15 protein-coding genes and 1 other RNA gene are annotated in these 18,403 nt (G+C 31.9%); 8 read left to right on the top strand and 8 right to left on the bottom strand.

Going from position 1 to position 18,403, the window contains the following annotated elements:
* Window positions 1-2: 2 nt before the first annotated feature.
* From ABHQ57_RS15285 to ABHQ57_RS15255, 7 genes are all read right to left on the bottom strand, one after another.
* On the bottom strand, window positions 3-419 hold the full coding sequence (locus tag ABHQ57_RS15285) for a hypothetical protein (RefSeq protein WP_167713734.1): 417 nt from the start codon (window positions 417-419) through the stop codon (window positions 3-5).
* The gene (purB, locus tag ABHQ57_RS15280; RefSeq protein WP_167713735.1) at window positions 419-1,762 is read right to left on the bottom strand and encodes an adenylosuccinate lyase; all 1,344 of its coding nucleotides are present in this window, start codon (window positions 1,760-1,762) and stop codon (window positions 419-421) included. The genes ABHQ57_RS15285 and purB overlap by 1 nt, the downstream gene beginning before the upstream one ends.
* A gap of 211 nt (window positions 1,763-1,973) precedes the next feature.
* Window positions 1,974-2,342: a hypothetical protein gene (locus tag ABHQ57_RS15275; protein WP_167713736.1), complete on the bottom strand. Its 369-nt coding sequence runs from the start codon at window positions 2,340-2,342 to the stop codon at window positions 1,974-1,976.
* A 94-nt stretch (window positions 2,343-2,436) separates the two neighbouring features.
* A complete protein-coding gene (locus ABHQ57_RS15270; protein WP_167713737.1) occupies window positions 2,437-3,159 on the bottom strand; it encodes a hypothetical protein in 723 nt (240 codons plus the stop codon).
* A complete protein-coding gene (locus tag ABHQ57_RS15265) occupies window positions 3,147-5,228 on the bottom strand; it encodes a hypothetical protein (protein ID WP_167713738.1) in 2,082 nt (693 codons plus the stop codon). The genes ABHQ57_RS15270 and ABHQ57_RS15265 overlap by 13 nt, the downstream gene beginning before the upstream one ends.
* 19 nt (window positions 5,229-5,247) lie before the next feature.
* The gene (locus ABHQ57_RS15260) at window positions 5,248-6,675 is read right to left on the bottom strand and encodes a T9SS type A sorting domain-containing protein (RefSeq protein WP_281979819.1); all 1,428 of its coding nucleotides are present in this window, start codon (window positions 6,673-6,675) and stop codon (window positions 5,248-5,250) included.
* 66 nt (window positions 6,676-6,741) lie between these two features.
* Entirely contained in the window at window positions 6,742-6,894 is a 153-nt protein-coding gene (locus ABHQ57_RS15255) for a hypothetical protein (protein ID WP_167713741.1), read from the bottom strand.
* 721 nt (window positions 6,895-7,615) lie between these two features.
* Here ABHQ57_RS15255 and ABHQ57_RS15250 point away from each other — a divergent pair.
* A complete protein-coding gene (locus ABHQ57_RS15250) occupies window positions 7,616-8,368 on the top strand; it encodes a DUF6503 family protein (RefSeq protein WP_073183513.1) in 753 nt (250 codons plus the stop codon).
* A 62-nt stretch (window positions 8,369-8,430) separates the two neighbouring features.
* On the opposite strand, the gene ABHQ57_RS15245 is transcribed toward ABHQ57_RS15250, so the two are convergent.
* Window positions 8,431-8,622 carry a hypothetical protein gene (locus tag ABHQ57_RS15245; protein ID WP_047790585.1) on the bottom strand — a complete coding sequence of 64 codons (192 nt, stop codon included), beginning with the start codon at window positions 8,620-8,622 and terminating at the stop codon, window positions 8,431-8,433.
* 197 nt (window positions 8,623-8,819) lie between these two features.
* Between ABHQ57_RS15245 and ABHQ57_RS15240 the strand changes: the two genes are divergently transcribed.
* The 7 genes from ABHQ57_RS15240 to ABHQ57_RS15210 all read left to right on the top strand — a co-directional run bounded on the left by ABHQ57_RS15240 (window position 8,820) and on the right by ABHQ57_RS15210 (window position 18,351).
* Window positions 8,820-9,395 carry a nucleotide exchange factor GrpE gene (locus ABHQ57_RS15240; RefSeq protein WP_231128407.1) on the top strand — a complete coding sequence of 192 codons (576 nt, stop codon included), beginning with the start codon at window positions 8,820-8,822 and terminating at the stop codon, window positions 9,393-9,395.
* A 70-nt stretch (window positions 9,396-9,465) separates the two neighbouring features.
* The gene (gene dnaJ / locus ABHQ57_RS15235; RefSeq protein ID WP_073183511.1) at window positions 9,466-10,590 is read left to right on the top strand and encodes a molecular chaperone DnaJ; all 1,125 of its coding nucleotides are present in this window, start codon (window positions 9,466-9,468) and stop codon (window positions 10,588-10,590) included.
* 187 nt (window positions 10,591-10,777) lie between these two features.
* An RNA gene (rnpB, locus tag ABHQ57_RS15230) (RNase P RNA component class A) lies at window positions 10,778-11,088 on the top strand.
* Between the two features lie 290 nt (window positions 11,089-11,378).
* Entirely contained in the window at window positions 11,379-14,156 is a 2,778-nt protein-coding gene (locus ABHQ57_RS15225) for a bifunctional aconitate hydratase 2/2-methylisocitrate dehydratase (RefSeq protein ID WP_167713742.1), read from the top strand.
* 190 nt (window positions 14,157-14,346) lie between these two features.
* Complete coding sequence (locus ABHQ57_RS15220) at window positions 14,347-16,614, top strand: aconitate hydratase (RefSeq protein WP_167713743.1); 2,268 nt, start codon at window positions 14,347-14,349, stop codon at window positions 16,612-16,614.
* A 104-nt stretch (window positions 16,615-16,718) separates the two neighbouring features.
* On the top strand, window positions 16,719-17,390 hold the full coding sequence (locus tag ABHQ57_RS15215) for a Crp/Fnr family transcriptional regulator (protein WP_073183507.1): 672 nt from the start codon (window positions 16,719-16,721) through the stop codon (window positions 17,388-17,390).
* Between the two features lie 76 nt (window positions 17,391-17,466).
* Window positions 17,467-18,351: an anti-sigma factor gene (locus ABHQ57_RS15210; protein ID WP_167713744.1), complete on the top strand. Its 885-nt coding sequence runs from the start codon at window positions 17,467-17,469 to the stop codon at window positions 18,349-18,351.
* Window positions 18,352-18,403: the final 52 nt, after the last annotated feature.

The raw sequence follows: 18,403 nt of genomic DNA, 5'->3' as shown, positions 1-18,403 counted from the left end.
GTTTATTGCACTTTATATACAGTTCCTTTTTGTTTAAAGTTAGAGTAGCCAACACGAGCTGTAAAATTATAAGAGCTATAGGTTACTTTAGTTATTTGAACAAATATAGGATCTTTATCTAAATCAGTTTTAGGATTTTTCATTCGCAAAGTGTATGCAAAATTATTTTTCCATTTGATGTAGAGTGTATCTATGTGTTTTATCTCCTTTTCGGTAACCAAACTATCTGTAGAAATACTTACTTTTTTGGTGTACTCTTCAATTTGCAAACTATCTTTTCTTACAATAGTTGTTTTTCCATAATTGTCACCAGCAGGAATTTCAAAGGTTCCATGAACAAAACGTGTTGGATCTCCTTTTTTGTCTGGAGTACACGAAATAGCTAAGACTAAAACTAAAAAAGTAAGTAAATATCTCATTATATACCTGTGTAATTAGATGGTGTAATTTGTTTTAATTCATTCTTAATCGCATCAGAAACCTCTAAAGTATCAATGAAGTTAGCGATAGAATCTTTGTTTATTTTTTCGTTCGTACGAGTTAATCCTTTTAAAGCTTCGTATGGATTAGGATAGGCTTCACGACGTAAAATAGTTTGAATAGCCTCAGCAACTACTGCCCAGTTATTTTCTAAATCTTCTACAAACTTAGCCTCGTTTAATAATAACTTGTTTAATCCTTTTAACGTAGAAGCAAAACCAATTAAGGTATGTCCAAAAGGAACTCCAACGTTACGTAATACCGTACTATCCGTTAAATCACGTTGTAGCCTTGAAACTGGTAATTTAGCTGCTAAATGTTCAAAAATAGCATTGGCAATTCCTAAGTTTCCTTCAGAATTTTCAAAATCAATCGGATTCACTTTGTGTGGCATTGCAGATGAACCTACTTCACCTTTTTTAATTTTTTGTTTGAAGTAGTCGTTAGAAACGTAGGTCCAAACATCGCGATCTAAATCGATTAAAATCGTGTTTACACGTTTTAATCCGTCATATAAAGCAGCCATGTGGTCATAGTGCTCAATCTGCGTAGTAGGGAAGGAGTGGTGTAAACCTAATACTTCTTCTACGAAATGAGTTCCGAAGTTTTTCCAGTCGATATCTGGATATGCTACTTTGTGGGCATTGTAATTACCGGTAGCTCCACCAAACTTCGCAGCATGTGGTGTATGTTGTATGTGAATAACTTGATTGTTAATACGTTCTACAAACACAAAAAACTCTTTTCCTAAACGCGTAGGAGAGGCTGGTTGCCCGTGAGTTCTTGCTAACATTGGTACGTTTTCCCATTCTTCTGATAAATCAGCTAATTTACAAACTAAGGTATCTAAGGTTGGATAGTACACTTCATCCATCGCATCTTTAATAGATAATGGAATAGCGGTGTTGTTAATATCTTGAGACGTCAATCCGAAATGGATAAACTCCTTATACTTATTCAAGCTTAGCTTGTCAAACTTTTCTTTGATGAAATACTCAACAGCTTTTACATCGTGATTGGTAACGCTTTCAATTTCTTTGATTTTTTGCGCGTCTTCTGCAGAAAAATCTTCATAAATTTTACGTAAATCAGCATATAAATCTTTGTTGAAATCGGCTAACTGAGGTAATGGAATTTCACATAAAGCAATGAAATATTCAATTTCTACCTTTACACGATATTTTATTAAAGCTTCTTCTGAAAAATAGTTCGCTAAGCTTGCTACTTTGTTACGGTATCTACCATCAATAGGAGAGATGGCGTTTAATTCTGTTAAGTTCATGTTTTGTTGTTGTGTTGAAAGGCACAAAAATAGAAAATACTTCCCTTTTTTTAGAGATAAACTACAGGAATTTTAGTACTAACAAAAAGCAATCTTATTTAGGGACAAAGAAGTATAGAAGATTTTTGTTAGAAATATTATTTGTTTATCAAGAGAATATAAACTTCATAGCATCCGTATAAAAAATGATGAGATTATTGGATTCCAATTTTTAGCTTTTCAGGTATTCTTTTTGACTCTTAGTAAGTTTGTTAGATTGGATTCCAAAGAAAGAACTGACAGAAAGAATTATCCCACCAACTATAATTAAATACCGAAAAGGTAAAGTGTTCATAAGAACAAAACCAGTTCCAATTAAAACAAGACCAATAATTAGATTGCGAAGAGCTTTTTTATAGGTTTTATATTTAATTTTTAACAGGATATCTTCGTTGTATATTTTTTCAAACTGTTTGTTGTTAATTAAGTCATTACTCTTAAGTACTTCCAACTCTTTTTTTACTTCTGAATATCTAAATTTAAATCGTTCATTTGTCAACAATTCAGAAATGTTTTTATTAATCTTATTTTGATATTCCATTTTAATTTTTATAGGTGTAGTACTAGAGTAACCTTAATTAATTTATTCTATAAAGACCTACACTTATTGGTAGGTCTTTAATTATTTTTTATGTTTAAATACTGTCTAAATAAGTAATCAATTCATTTAAAGCATTTTTACTTTCTTCTTCAAAACCCAGTAATGGTCCTAGTTTTATTAAATATTCTTTTTTAAGTTTATTAAAATCCAAGTCATTAGTAAGTTTCATTAAGACTAAAGAATGCATTAAAGGAATAATTGGAATCTTATTATCATTTTTCAGTATTCGTTCTTTTTCTTTCTTGTTTACATATTGTAAATCATCATTAGCTTTAAAAAAAAGCAAGATTTTTTCTCGAATAAAAGGGATAAGAGAATTTATAATATTTTCAATATCTTCTTCTGTATGTAATATAAAGGCCTCTGTTTTTATGTTTTCTGATTTAGAACAGATTTCACAATTTAAATTGTTCTCTGACTTAAATTTAATAGTATAAATTTCTTTATTTAAATCAACATCCGGGTAAATAGTAATTGTATCTTTATGAAACTTTGGGTTTATAAACCTACCATCATAAAATTTGTTTACAATATTCTCTACGATATCTAACCTTTTTTTAAAAGAAACAGATAGTTCTTGATGACTTATAGGATACATATCATATGTAGTAAAGTCTATTTTATCAAAACCTCCTTTATATTTCCTTATTAATTCTTGTTTAGATTTTACATATTTAAAGCCATCAGCACTAAACTCTTTAGCAAGTTTAGTACCAACTGTTTTTATTACTAAGTTTTTTGTGATTATTTTTTCCATAAAGTTTTTAATGTATTAATATCAATAACTCCATTTACACTGTGTGCTCGTAAGATTTCAGAAACTTTTATTAAGGAGCCCTGGCCAAAAATAACTTCTCCATTTACGTCCTTAAAAAGACCTTTAGATCTTACTTCTATGCTTTTTCCTGCTTTAATCGCGTCCTGAATATATTTTTGATTTTTGGTAAGCTTATTATGTACACCATATTTACTTTCATTTAATAAAAACTTTCCTGTTTTACTATTATAAATTAAATCGTCTACTATAGAAACCACTCCATTATATTTCAAATATACTTGATTAAAGACAGAATAACCGTCACTTACTTTGTAAATTGTTTTCAAATGTGAAGAAACATTTTTCTCAAAGATTCTAGCCTTTTTAAAAAGTTGTAATATTTCAGGCCAAGTTAGTTTTGCAGGTCTTGTTTTAGCAGCGTATTGAGCTAATAGTTCTTGAAATTGTGGAGTCTCAGAAGCAGGAATAAGTCCTTTGCCTTTTGGACCTGATAAGTGTCCTAATGCTATTGTTGATACAATGTACGAAGCATCTGATAAATCTGCATTAATTACAGTGTTCCATGTTTTCTCAATATCAAAATCTAATGTAGCTATTTTTATAATTCCTTTGGCAAAATCACTTATTGTTTTATTAGGATGCCCCACTAAATCTACAACAAAACCACCCAAGTCGTCAGCTGCTCTGTGTATTCCCCAAGTTATAGGTTGACTATTTCTATTGTACTTGTCTAAAACATAGTATTGATAACTTCTTTGTTCTGTGAATCTGTTGCCTTCCAAAAACCAACCTTTTCCTTTTGTATAGAAGAAGAACTTTTCATCAGGAGTTATAAAAGCAAATGCATTACCATTTTTATCAGTAAAAGCAACAGCATTTTGATGAATTCTTGAAACTCCTCCGCTTGTTTTAACAACTTGTCCAAAGTAATCAGGTTCTTCTTGTTGTAAGAACTCAGAGAGATTTTTAGGTGTACTCGTAGAGTTTAATAACTTATCTAATGCTTGATTTTTTAATCTTTCCCATTCCATTTTGGCCATATACTCACCTCCAGGTAAAGCAGGAGGTGATGTATAAGCGCTTAATAACTTGTAATAGGTTCTACCATCAAAGACTGAAAACCCTCCTGTTCTGTTTTTTATAGATAATTTTTTTATTAACTCAGGTGTAGCTTTATCTATATTATTAAACTTCTTAAACATATTATTAATATGTTCAGGAACAAGGTATGGAGGAGAGCTTAACTTTTTATACTCTTCATAATGAACTAAAAATTGTAATAAGCTTAGCCTGTCCCAAGTGTTTAAACTATTATAATGTCGGTTTTTAAGTTTAATTACTTCTGGTTCAACTCCTCTACCTATGCTTTTATACATATGGTTGTTTATATGAGTTTCAGCGATGTTCTTGCTAAAATCATCAAATAAAGGAGTCCATTTTGATTTTAAGGAATTTAAACTTCTAATATCTTTTAAGTATACCCCTTGTACTTTAATATAACCCAAGGAAGGATTATTTATATTTCCTGATTTAATTTCTGCTTCTCTTAGTTTTAATAACTTTAGCTCTTTTAAATGCTTTTCTTTGGCCTTAAATCCTCGAGATCTTAAACGAGAATATTTATCTCTAAGAGGTCTTGAAAGAGTAGCTATGTTTTTTCTTTCAGAATCTATTAAAAGTTCATTTTTAGCTTCTTCAAAATTAGAAAACGTTCTACCAAATTTTCTGTCTATAGCTGGTTTAACTACTTTGTTTATTTGGTTACTATACCATTTTTTTAAAGCTCTTTTTCTAGCAAGTCTAATCAAGTTCTCGTTAGCTATTGCATTATTAAAAGAGCCACTCCAGTTAAAACTTAAATCAGCAACTTCACAGCCACAATTTTTTGATAAAACAGGCCTTAATTCACTATATGTACCATCTGGAGCAATTAAGAATTCATCTCCAATAGTTGATTTTTCAGGTATATTTAATCTTTGGGCTTGTAAATCAATATTAAATGTACTTACTAAAAGTAGTAGTAAAAACTGTATATATATTCTTTTCATTTGTGTGTTTTTCTAGCAATTATTTTTTGATGATAATTCTTGTTTTTCTTTCTTTTCCTACTAGTATGGTTACTACATACATTCCTTTAGGTAAATCCGTTCCCTCTACATAATATTGGTATCTACCTGTTTCCTGACTAGCTAAAGGCTTTATTACTTTTTCTCGTAATCCATTCATATTGGTTATGGTAACCTTCGTATTTGCTGGCTGTTCTAATGAATAGGATACAATTACATCTTTTTCAAAAGGGTTTGGATATAGCTTTATAAAACTATCTTCTTGTTTTGAAAGTGCAGCTAAGGCTTCTTCTGAAAGCTCTTCTTCTGAGTTTTCTAATTTCTTTTTCTTCTTTAACACAAAACGAATAGGTACTCCTGATTCTTTCCAAGCACTCACATAAGTCTCTAAATTTCCTGTTAAGTAGGTTTCTGAATTAAATTGTTTGATAGAAACATCAGAAGAAAGTAATTGATGCTCTAAAACAGAAGGAATGTTTTTACTAAATGAACTATGTGGTAATTCAACAGTAACATCATTAAAATAAAGACTGTTATCTAATTTAGTAAAATCTACATTTTGTTTTTTATCAGCAATGGTCGTAGTGATATGTAATACATCACTTTCTGCATCATATTTCGCTGTAATTTTAAAAGGAATTTTGTTTTCTATATGAGTTGCTGACCAATCAAAAAACAATAAATCGCCTTCCCACATTCCGTTTAGTTGTTGTTTGGTAACCTCTACTGATGTAACTGTCTCTTCTTCATTTATAACATGCTTAATTTCCTCTGCATTTACTACTTCTGAGTTTTTAGATGCTTCACTTATGTTAGCTTCTTTTGCTGTATCAAAGTTGGTTTTTAATAACTCATTTGCTTTTGCTACATTTTTATCTACGCCATAACCGTGATAGTAACAAACTCCTAACCAATATTTCGCCATAGGATAGTCGCTCTTTTCAAACCAACTAACCGCTTTGGTATAGTCTTGTTGTATGTTTCCAAAGCCTTTTAAGTATAGGTAGCCTAATAAATAAGCTGCTTTGGTGTTCCCTAACTCAAATCCTTTTTCAAACCATTTTCTCGCTTTGTTGTAATTGAGTTTACACCCTCTACCATACTTATACAGTATTCCTAAATCGGTAGCAGCAATAGCATTGCCTTGTTTTGCAGCTGCTTTAATTAGTTTAAAAGCTTTTGTGTAACTTTCTTCTGTGGCTTCCTCTAGCAAGATACGACCCATCATAAGTTGTGCTACGGGATTTTCAGTTTCTACACAAGGAGTTAGGTATTCAATAGCTTTTTGTTTGTCTTTTGTAAAGAGTTCTTTTCCTTCCAAATGGTAATAAGCTCTGTTAATGTTGAAATCGCAATCAACTTCTTTTTCTTGTGCATTGAGTGCCGATGTACACAGAGCAATCAATGCAATAATTCTAGTAATTTTCATTTTATGTATTAATAATTAAGTTAAAATTCTTAGCAATAATATTCCACCCATACCGAAAAGGTATCGTTAGAATTTTACGTGTAGAGGCATATAATTATGAAGAACTGGAAATAAATTACATAGCTTTTTTCTGTGGTCTTCATTTTTTTGCTCTTGTGCTAGTACATGAATAGACGCAAAGCAAAGAACAACTAATAAATAGTTGAGTTTTGTTTTCATATTTGTTTAATTTTTGGGTTACAATTCTTTAAAAGAGAACAATTTTTTGAATAAAACAAGTAGGTAATAATTTACCCTACCCAAAAAGTAAAATAGTATTAGAAACTTAGTTAAGATGTACTTAATAAAAATAAATTAACATACCTTATTGAATACTACCCAACGAAACTATCAGCGAACTTCGCTGACTTTTCTTTACAGGTGTATAAGTACACTAAAACGTGTAGAGAATTGTGTAAACAAATTATGGCTAAATGTAAGAGTAAAAAGTGGTTTACCTCATGATGCGAATTATAAAAGTGTTTTTGGTATAAAGTTTTAAAAAATTTACTTGTTTTTACCTCAGCTCTCAGTAGTGTAAAAGTATTTTATGTTTCAGATTGTATTAAATAAGGCAGAGCATTTAATCATTACCTTTTAAGCATTAGATATGTATTTTTATTAAAGATAAAAAAGGCAGATTACCATTGTTAGTGTCAAATATTATCCATTTAAATCAAAGTTTCTTACTCTCTGAGGTTGTTTTGAAAATCTAATAGGTAAGTTGTCAAAATAAAGGAAACCTTTTCAAGGTATATGCAGAATCGACTGATTTAAGGTTTTTTTCTCTTCTAACGTAAGTTTTTAGACTTTTATATTTAACTTTTAATTTTTTTATAAAAAAAATTGTAATGAAGAAACTAAAGTAACGACTAAGTCGCTTTAACTTAAATGAATCATTATGAAAAAAAGAATAACACTTGTTATTTTACTATTACAAACAATAATTTTTGTAGCTCAAGAGAAAGACTTTACGTCTTCAATAGAAAAAGCTCATCATAAAAAAGCTTTTATGAATCAAAAGTATTTAAAGTATGACATAGACATAACTTTTGGTGGAAAAAATCGCTTAACAGGAACAATAACACAAGAACCAGGTGGAGGTAAAATAAAGATAGAGAAAAATAATGGAGAAATAATACTTTTTGACGGAAAAGAAGTGTATTCAGTTGGAATAAAAGAGAAAGATTTAGCAGCAGCAAGGTTTGATATTTTTACATGGTCTTATTTTTTAGGGTTACCTTATAAACTAAACGACGATGGAACTATTTGGTCTAATTTTGAAGAAAATAAATGGGGAACTAAAAACTTTGATACAGGTAAACTAACCTTTGCTTCTGGAACAGGTGATGCACCAGACGACTGGTATGTAATTTATAAAAATCCTAGTACAAACTTTTTAGAAGGAGCGGCGTATATTGTTACTTTTGGTAAAGGAAAGGAAAAAGCAGAAAAAGAACCGCATGCTATTAAGTATAACAATATCGAATTAGTTAATTCAATTCCTTTTGCAACTAATTGGACTTTTCATATGTGGTCATTAAAAAACGGATATGAAGAAGAGATAGGAGAGGTTAAGTTATCAAACATAAAGTTTATTGAAGAAGCAGAATTTGTTATACCTACAAAGGCTAAATTAGTTAAACCTTTATAAAGGTATAAATTTATAATGAAGTAAAAAGCTGTTATTTTTAAAATAACAGCTTTTTTATTTCTCTACATTTCTTCACTACAAGTGTACTCTTGTGTACAAGCAAAATATTGATGACAATAAATAGGACCTGTAACGCTTCCTGAGCAGTCACATCCACATTTATTAAGATCAATAGCAGCACCACCTGTTAAGTTCTTTTGTTGGTTCTTTGAAAGAACGGTAACTCCTGAAATGTTTAAAAAATTCTGTTTCATAATGAGGGACTTTTTATGTTATAAATTAATTAATAAAAATTTCTTAAATATATAGTTTTGAAATCTTTGAACAAAATATAAATATATTTTTTTTTGAACTTTATACTATGGTTTTCTTTGAGAAGTTATGTTGCAATGTCATTATGACACATTTCTTTTATTGGCAATATTATTGTTAATCAAAAAGTGTTAAATACATGAAACGATTTACAATGAGTAAAGATCAATATACAAAAGAAGACGAAATTAACGACGCTATTAAAAATGGCGACTTAGGAGAGAATCAAGAAGAAACTCAAGAAAATAAAGAGGTTGAAGCTAAAGAAGAGCCAACGGCAGAAGAATTAATTCAAGCAGAGAAAGATAAATATTTGCGTTTATTTGCAGAGTTTGAAAACTATAAAAAACGTACTTCAAAAGAACGTATTGAACTTTTTAAAACTGCAAGTCAAGAATTAATGACAGCTTTACTGCCAATTATGGATGATTTTGATAGAGGTTTGGCAGAAATTAAAAAAACAGAAGACTCTGAGTTATTAAAAGGTATGGAACTTATTAATAATAAGTTTAAAAACACCTTAACTCAAAAAGGGTTAACTGAAATAGAAGTAAAACCAGGAGATGATTTTGATGCAGAAGTTCATGATGCAATAACACAAATACCAGCACCTTCAGATGAATTAAAAGGAAAAATTATAGATTGTGTGGAGAAAGGATATAAGCTAGGAGATAAAATTATTCGTCACCCTAAAGTAGTAATGGGGCAAGCGTAAAACAATCATCATTAATACAACTATTGGTCACTAACGATACTTACTTACTAATAGTTGAACATTGAAAGTTATGGCAAAACAAGATTATTACGAAATATTAGGATTATCAAAATCAGCATCAAAAGCTGAAATTAAAAAGGCATATCGTAAGATGGCTATTAAATACCATCCAGATAAAAACCCTGATGATAAAGAAGCTGAAGAAAAATTCAAACTAGCCGCAGAAGCTTATGAGGTGTTAAGTGACGACAACAAAAAAGCTCGTTACGATCAGTACGGTCATGCTGCTTTTGAAGGAGGTCATGGAGGCTTCGGTGGTGGAGGTATGAATATGGATGATATATTTAGCCAATTTGGAGATATTTTCGGAGGAGCATTCGGAGGAGGTTTCGGTGGTTTTGGTGGTGGAGGTCACCGTCAAGCACGAGTTAAAGGTAGTAACTTACGTATCCGTGTAAAGTTAACACTAGAAGAAATTGCCAAAGGTGTAGAAAAGAAGGTAAAAGTTCGTAGAAAAGTTCAAGCAGACGGAGTAACCTATAAAACATGTTCAACATGTAATGGTAGCGGACAACAAATGCGTGTTACCAATACTATTTTAGGTAGAATGCAAACAGCTACTACTTGTAGTACCTGTCATGGAGCAGGAGAGATGCTAGACAAAAAACCAAGTGGAGCAGATGCCCAAGGAATGGTAGTAAAAGAAGAAACCGTTTCTATCAATATTCCAGAGGGTGTTACAGAAGGTGTACAATTAAAAGTAGGAGGTAAAGGAAATGAAGCTCCAGGTAAAAACTCAATTCCAGGAGATTTATTAGTATTAATTGAAGAAGTACCACACGAAAATTTAAAGCGTGAAGGTAGTAATATTCACTACGATTTATATATTAATTTTTCAGAAGCAGTTTTAGGAGTATCAAAAGAAATAGAAACTGTTACAGGAAAAGTAAAGATTAAGATAGAACCAGGAACGCAATCAGGTAAGATTTTACGTTTAAAAGGAAAAGGATTACCAAGTATTGAGCGTTATGGTAATGGAGATTTCTTAATTCATATAAATGTATGGACTCCACAAGAACTAACGAAAGATCAACGTAAGTTTTTTGAGGAAATGCAAGAAGATGAGAACTTTAGCCCAAACCCTCAGAAATCAGACAAATCTTTCTTTGAAAAGGTTAAAGACATGTTTTCTTAAAAAAATCATAAAAAAGATAATTTTTTTAAATAAAATTTTTTTTAAACGAAAAACAGTTATATATTTGCAGTGTCTAGGAGACGTTCTAGACACTTTTTCTTTTTCATAGCAATTTTCCCACTCAATTCTTTTGAGTGGGTTTTTTTATGAATAGAGGTGTGAACTTTTATTTGATTATAACAATATAATAGCAGACCTATCTTATCGACTTGTAGAAAATATAAGTAGGAAAGTCTGGACACCATAGAGTAGCATAGCGGATAACATCCGTCCGGTGTAAACCGAGGACAAGTGCAACAGAAAGAATGTACAGGTAATGCTGTAGTGAAACCAGGTAAACTCTATGCGGTGCAATGCCATGTACATTAGAGCTTGAGCGCTACTCGCGCGATTCTAAGGGGTAGGCAGATTGATTCTGAGAGTAATTTCAGAACTAGATAAATGATAAGAACCTTATTTTTTAAGGGACAGAATCCAGCTTATGGGTCTGCTTTTTTTCCTATTTAGAATCATTATAGCATTTTTTTTAATACACTTAAAAATAGTGAATTATCAATTTGATAATTATTGCGTGTTTTTACACTTGTTTTTTTGGTATATTTTTAAAAATAGGTCTTTCTAATTAAATTAATTTGCTTTTTTGACTGTTTTGTTGTTTATTTTTAAAATTGAGGTTAAAATATTACTTTTGCTAAGCAAAAATTAACAGGATAAAGCTGTAAAAGAACGGTTTTAATACGTAATAACTTTTACTATTTCCTTCTAAATATTTAAAAACAAAACTTTTTATGAACACATACTCAGATTACCTAAAGGAGATTGAAGTAAGAAAAGGTCAAGGTCTTCACCCTAAACCTATCGATGGAAGTGAATTGTTAACTGAAATCATCTCACAAATTAAAGATGTAAACAATCCTCACAGAAAAGACTCTCTTAATTTCTTTATCTATAATGTTTTACCGGGTACAACAAGTGCTGCAGGTGTAAAAGCAAACTTTTTAAAAGAAATTATTCAAGGTGAATCTGTAGTAGAAGAGATAACTCCTGCTTTTGCTTTTGAACAATTAGGACACATGAAAGGTGGTCCATCTGTTGAAGTGTTATTAGATTTAGCACTTGGAAATAATGCTGATATTGCCGTTGAAGCAGCAAAAGTATTAAAAACTCAAGTTTTCTTATATGAAGCAGATACAGAAAGATTAGAAAAAGCATATAAAGATGGCAATGTAATAGCTAAAGAATTAATAGAAAGCTATGCTAAGGCAGAATTCTTTACTAAGTTACCAGAAGTAGAAGAAGAAATAAAAGTAGTAACTTTTGTTGCAGGTGTAGGTGATATTTCTACCGATTTATTATCTCCTGGAGCAGACGCTCACTCTAGATCTGATCGTGAGTTACACGGACAATCTATTTTTGAGCATGATAAAGAAATGCAACAGCAATTATTAGCATTAAAAGAACAACACCCAGATAAGCGTGTAATGTTAATTGCTGAGAAAGGAACTATGGGAGTTGGATCTTCTCGTATGTCTGGAGTAAATAATGTGGCATTATGGACAGGTGTTCCTTCTTCTCCATACGTACCATTTATCAATATTGCGCCAGTAATTGCCGGTACTAATGGTATAGCACCTATTTTCTTAACCACAGTTGGAGTAACCGGAGGAATTGGAATCGATTTAAAAAACTGGGTAAAACAAAAAGATGAAAACGGTAATACAGTTGTAGATAAAGATGGAGAACCAATTTTAAAAGAGATGTATTCTGTTAAAACTGGAACTGTTTTAACAATCAATACAAAAGAGAAAAAATTATATAACGGAGATCAAGAGTTAAAAGATATTTCTACAGCTTTAACTCCTCAAAAGATGGAGTTTATTAAGGCTGGAGGATCTTATGCTGTAGTTTTCGGTAAAAAATTACAAACTTTTGCCTGTAAAGCTTTAGGTATTGATATTCCTCAAGTATATGCAGCATCAAAAGAAATCTCTATTGAAAACCAAGGATTAACAGCTGTTGAGAAAATTTTCAATAAAAATGCTGTTGGAACTACACCAGGTAAGACATTACATGCAGGTTCTAACGTTCGTGTAGAAGTAAACATTGTAGGGTCTCAAGATACTACAGGTTTAATGACGTCTCAAGAATTAGAGATGATGGCAGCTACGGTAATTTCACCAATTGTAGATGCTGGTTACCAATCGGGGTGTCACACAGCTTCTGTTTGGGATGATAAGTCAAAAGCGAATATTCCTCGTTTAATGAAATTTATGAACGACTTCGGTTTAATTACTGGGCGTGATCCAAAAGGTCAATATCATGCAATGACAGATGTAATTCATAAAGTATTAAATGATATTACTGTTGATGATTGGGATATTATTATTGGTGGAGATTCTCACACTCGTATGTCTAAAGGAGTTGCTTTTGGTGCCGATTCAGGTACAGTAGCATTGGCTTTAGCAACAGGAGAGGCAACTATGCCAATTCCAGAGTCAGTTAAAGTAACCTTCAAAGGAAATATGAGAAGCTTCATGGATTTCCGTGACGTGGTACACGCTACGCAACAACAAATGTTAAAGCAATTTGATGGCGAAAACGTATTCCAAGGGCGTGTTATTGAGGTACACATTGGTACCTTAACTTCAGATCAAGCCTTTACATTTACAGACTGGACTGCTGAGATGAAAGCTAAAGCGTCTATCTGTATTTCAGAAGAAGAAACGTTAATTGAATCTTTAGAAATTGCAAGAGATCGTATCCAAATCATGATTGATAAAGGTATGGATAACGAAAAGCAAATGTTACAAGGTTTAGTTGATAAAGCCAATAACAGAATTCAAGAGCTTAAAACTGGTACAAAACCAGCTTTAAAACCAGATGCTGATGCAAATTATTACGCAGAAGTAGTTATTGATTTAGATGAAATTGCTGAACCAATGATTGCAGACCCTGATGTAAATAATGAAGATGTTTCTAAACGTTACACACATGATACTATTCGTCCATTATCTTTTTATGGAGGAACTAAAAAAGTAGATTTAGGTTTCGTAGGATCTTGTATGGTACACAAAGGAGATATGAAAATTTTAGCTCAAATGTTAAAAAATATTGAATCTCAACAAGGAGAAGTAAAATTTAACGCTCCGTTAGTAGTAGCACCTCCAACCTATAACATTGTTGATGAATTAAAAGCAGAGGGCGATTGGGAAGTGTTACAGAAGTACTCAGGTTTTGAATTTGATGATAATGCTCCAAAAGGCTTAGCACGTACAAAGTATGAAAACATGCTATATTTAGAGCGCCCAGGTTGTAACTTATGTATGGGTAACCAAGAAAAAGCAGAACCAGGAGATACGGTAATGGCAACATCTACACGTTTATTCCAAGGAAGAGTTGTAAAAGATTCAGGAGAGAAAAAAGGAGAATCACTATTATCTTCAACACCAGTTGTTGTTTTGTCTACTATCTTAGGAAGAACTCCAACTATGGAAGAGTACGAAAAAGCAGTTGATAGTATTGTTTTAACTAAGTTTAAGCCATCTCAAAAGCAGTTAGTAGTATAATTTATTTATTAAATAAAGTAACTAAAAGCTCAAGTATTATACTTGAGCTTTTTTTATACTGTAAACTACATATAAAATTAGAAAATCTATTATAGATAATAACTATTTAAACTCATTATAATTATATAGTAGCTTCATTTCTATACTATTTTTTTTTGGTAAATTCGTAGGATAACAAAAATTAATAAATATGGCTTTTGATATAGAAATGATAAAAGAGGTATACAGTAAAGTAGTAGAACGAGTAGATACTGCAAGAAAAATTACTGGAAAACCCTTAACATTAGCAGAGAAAATTTTATACACACATCTATGGGATGAAACACCAACGAAAGCTTTCGAAAGAGGAAAGGATTATGTTGATTTTGCTCCAGATCGTATCGCTTGTCAAGATGCAACAGCACAAATGGCATTGTTACAGTTTATGCAAGCAGGAAAAGATAAAGTAGCTGTACCAACAACGGTGCATTGCGATCATTTAATTCAGGCAAAAGTAGGTGCTTCAACAGATTTGCAAACAGCATTAAATAACTCAAATGAAGTTTTTAATTTTTTAGAGTCAGTTTCTAATAAATATGGAATTGGTTTTTGGAAGCCAGGAGCGGGTATTATTCACCAAGTAGTCTTGGAAAACTATGCTTTTCCGGGAGGAATGATGATTGGTACAGATTCTCATACGGTAAATGCAGGAGGTTTAGGAATGGTAGCTATTGGTGTTGGAGGTGCAGATGCTGTAGATGTTATGGCAGGAATGCCTTGGGAATTAAAGTTTCCTAAGTTGATAGGTGTGAAGTTAACAGGTAAATTATCTGGATGGACAGCACCAAAAGATGTTATTTTAAAAGTTGCAGAAATTTTAACAGTTAAAGGAGGAACAGGTGCTATTGTAGAGTATTTTGGACCTGGTGCAACAGCAATGTCGTGTACAGGAAAAGGAACTATTTGTAATATGGGGGCAGAAATTGGAGCAACAACCTCTACTTTTGGTTACGATGAATCTATGGAGCGTTATTTACGAGCAACAGATAGAAGTGATGTAGCAGATGCAGCAAATGAAATAAAAGAATACTTAACGGCAGATGCTGAAGTATATGCAAACCCTGAACAATATTTTGACCAGGTAATTGAAATTAATCTATCAGAATTAGGCCCATTATTAAACGGACCTTTTACGCCAGATTTATCTACTCCAGTAGGAAAGGAAATGACAGAGAAAGCTCAAGCAAACGATTGGCCATTGCAGGTAGAATGGGGATTGATAGGTTCTTGTACAAACTCTTCTTATGAAGATCTATCGCGTGCGGCTTCTATTGCACAACAAGCAATAGATAAAGGATTGAAAACAAAAGCAGAGTTTGGTATAAACCCAGGGTCTGAGCAAGTACGTTATACTGCTGAAAGAGATGGTATCTTACAAGTTTTTGAAAACTTAGATGCAAAAATATTTACTAACGCGTGCGGACCATGTATTGGTCAGTGGGGACGTTATGAAGACCCGAAGAATGCTCCTAAAAATTCAATAGTACACTCATTTAATAGAAACTTTGCAAAGCGCGCCGATGGTAATCCAAATACACATGCCTTTGTTGCTTCTCCAGAATTAACCGCAGCCATTGCTATTGCAGGTCGTTTAGATTTTAATCCATTAACAGATAAGTTAATTAATGAAGATGGAGAAGAAGTGATGTTAGACGAACCTACAGGTTGGGAATTACCACCAAAAGGATTTGAAGTTGACGATAATGGATATTTAGCTCCAGAAGAAGATGGTAGTGATGTTGAAGTTGTAGTAGATCCAAATTCTGAACGATTAGAATTGTTAACTCCATTTACACCAATTGGAGATGAAATAAAAGGAGCTAAATTATTAATTAAAGCTCACGGTAAATGTACTACAGATCATATTTCTATGGCAGGACCATGGTTACGTTATCGTGGTCATTTAGATAATATTTCCAATAACTGTTTAATAGGGGCTGTAAATGCCTTTAATATGCAAACTAACTTTGTAAAAAGTCAGTTAACAGGTGAATATGATGCAGTACCAAAAACACAAAGAGCGTATAAAGCGAAAGGAATTCCAACTATAGTTGTAGGTGATCATAATTATGGAGAAGGATCTTCTCGTGAGCATGCAGCTATGGAGCCTCGTCATTTAGGTGTAGTAGCAGTTTTAGTAAAGTCTTTTGCTCGTATTCATGAAACAAATCTAAAAAAACAAGGAATGTTAGGGTTAACATTTGACAACGAAAATGACTATGATTTAATTCAAGAAGATGACACGTTCAACTTTTTAGATTTAAACGAATTTGCTCCAGACAAACCATTAACAATAGAAGTTGTTCATGCAGACGGTTCAAAAGATATTATTATTACAAACCATACATATAATAAAGGGCAAATAGAGTGGTTTAAAGAAGGTTCAGCTTTAAACTTAATAAAAAAGCAAAACGCTTAAAAAGCTACTCGCAAAATAGAGGTAAAAAAAGCTCTGGAAAACTCCAGAGCTTTTTTTGTAATGTATTTTTAGCTTTTTCGACTTAAAATTTAAAAGTAAAAACTATGAGTGCACTTTGGTATTTTGAAGATGTTAACTTATTTAAAATATTATGCCCACATAAATATCCTGCCTATAAAGAAACACATACTTTAAGTCTTTATAAAAAGAAAGACTATATCTATTTTGAAGAAGATGTCGCAAATAAAATTTATTTAATAGATAAAGGAAAGGTTAAACTAGGTTATTATACAGAAGAAGGAGAAGAAGTAATTAAGGCTATTTTAACCAAAGGAGAAATATTTGGAGAAAAAGCTATTTTGGGTATTGAAAAACGAAATGAATTTGCTCAATCTATAGATAATACAACAGAAATTTGTCCAGTATCACGAGAAACTATGTATTCTTTGATGAGAGATAATATACCTGTAAGTTTTAAGATTTATAAATTTATTGGTTTGAGAATAAAAAAGTTAGAAAGAAGGCTTCAGTTATTATTCTTTAAAGACACACGTACTCGCTTATTAGAGTTTTTTAAAGAGTTGTGTGAAGAATATGGACATGAATGTGAAAAAACTGGAGATCAAGTAATAGAACACCCATATACACAAAAAGATATAGCAACACTTATAGGTACTTCAAGGCCAACTTTAAACACCTTAATGAACGAGTTAAAAGAAGAAAAAATTATTAATTTTAATAGAAAGGAGATACGACTACTTAAAAAAATAGCGTAAGTGTAAGCTAGCTAACATTTTATTAGAAAAACTGCAAGTAACTTTGTTTTTGTATAAACTCAAAATTACAAAAACAATGAAAAAAATACTTTTAACAATAGCAGCAGTAAGTGCGTTAACTTTTGTTGCCTGTAATGATGATGACGATAATACACCAAAAACATCAAACTTAAGTTTAAATGTTAATGGTCTAGAGAATTTAGGAACTGATTATGTGTATGAAGGTTGGATAATTGTAGGAGGAGCTCCTGTATCAACAGGAACTTTTAATGTAAATGATTCAGGAGAATTGTCTGAAAGCTCTTTTGTAGTTGATTCTGACATGCTATCAGCAGCAACTACATTTGTTTTAACCATTGAACCAGCAAACGACCCAGATCCAGCACCAGCAAATACTAAAGTGCTAGCAGGAGATTTTTCAGGAAATTCAGCAGGAATATCATCTACAGGAATTGTAGGAGACTTTTCAACTTCAACAGGTAAATACATTTTAGCTACCCCAACTGATGGAATGATGAATAATGAAAGAAGTGGTATTTGGTTTTTAGACTTAACAGGAGGGAGTCCTGCAACAGGACTTTCTTTACCAACTTTACCTGAGGGCTGGAAATATGAAGGTTGGGTAGTTATTAATGGTACGCCAATTAGTACAGGAACTTTTACAGATGTAGCAATGGCAGATGATAATGCAACAACAACACCATTTAAAGGTAATGAAAATAATGGACCAGGATACCCGGGAGAAGATTTTATACAAAATGCTCCAGATGGATTTATTTTTCCAACAGATTTAAGAGGAACAACAGCTGTTATTTCTGTTGAACCCTATCCAGATAACAGTCCAGCTCCATTTACATTAAAACCTTTAGCACATGGAGTACCAGCAGATGCAGAAGATCATGTAACATTTGATATGGAAGCAGGGCCTGTTAGAGAAATTAGCGGAACTGTAACACGATAGAATAATTTGTGTAATTTACATATGTAAGAGTAATCAATTATCTTTGATTACT

Origin of the sequence: Tenacibaculum sp. ZH5_bin.1 (assembly GCF_042865525.1) — a bacterium.
In the GTDB taxonomy this organism is placed as follows: domain Bacteria; phylum Bacteroidota; class Bacteroidia; order Flavobacteriales; family Flavobacteriaceae; genus Polaribacter; species Polaribacter mesophilus.
The sequence above is the reverse complement of the archived record's forward strand: the minus strand, read 5'-3'. Positions and strand labels throughout refer to the sequence as shown.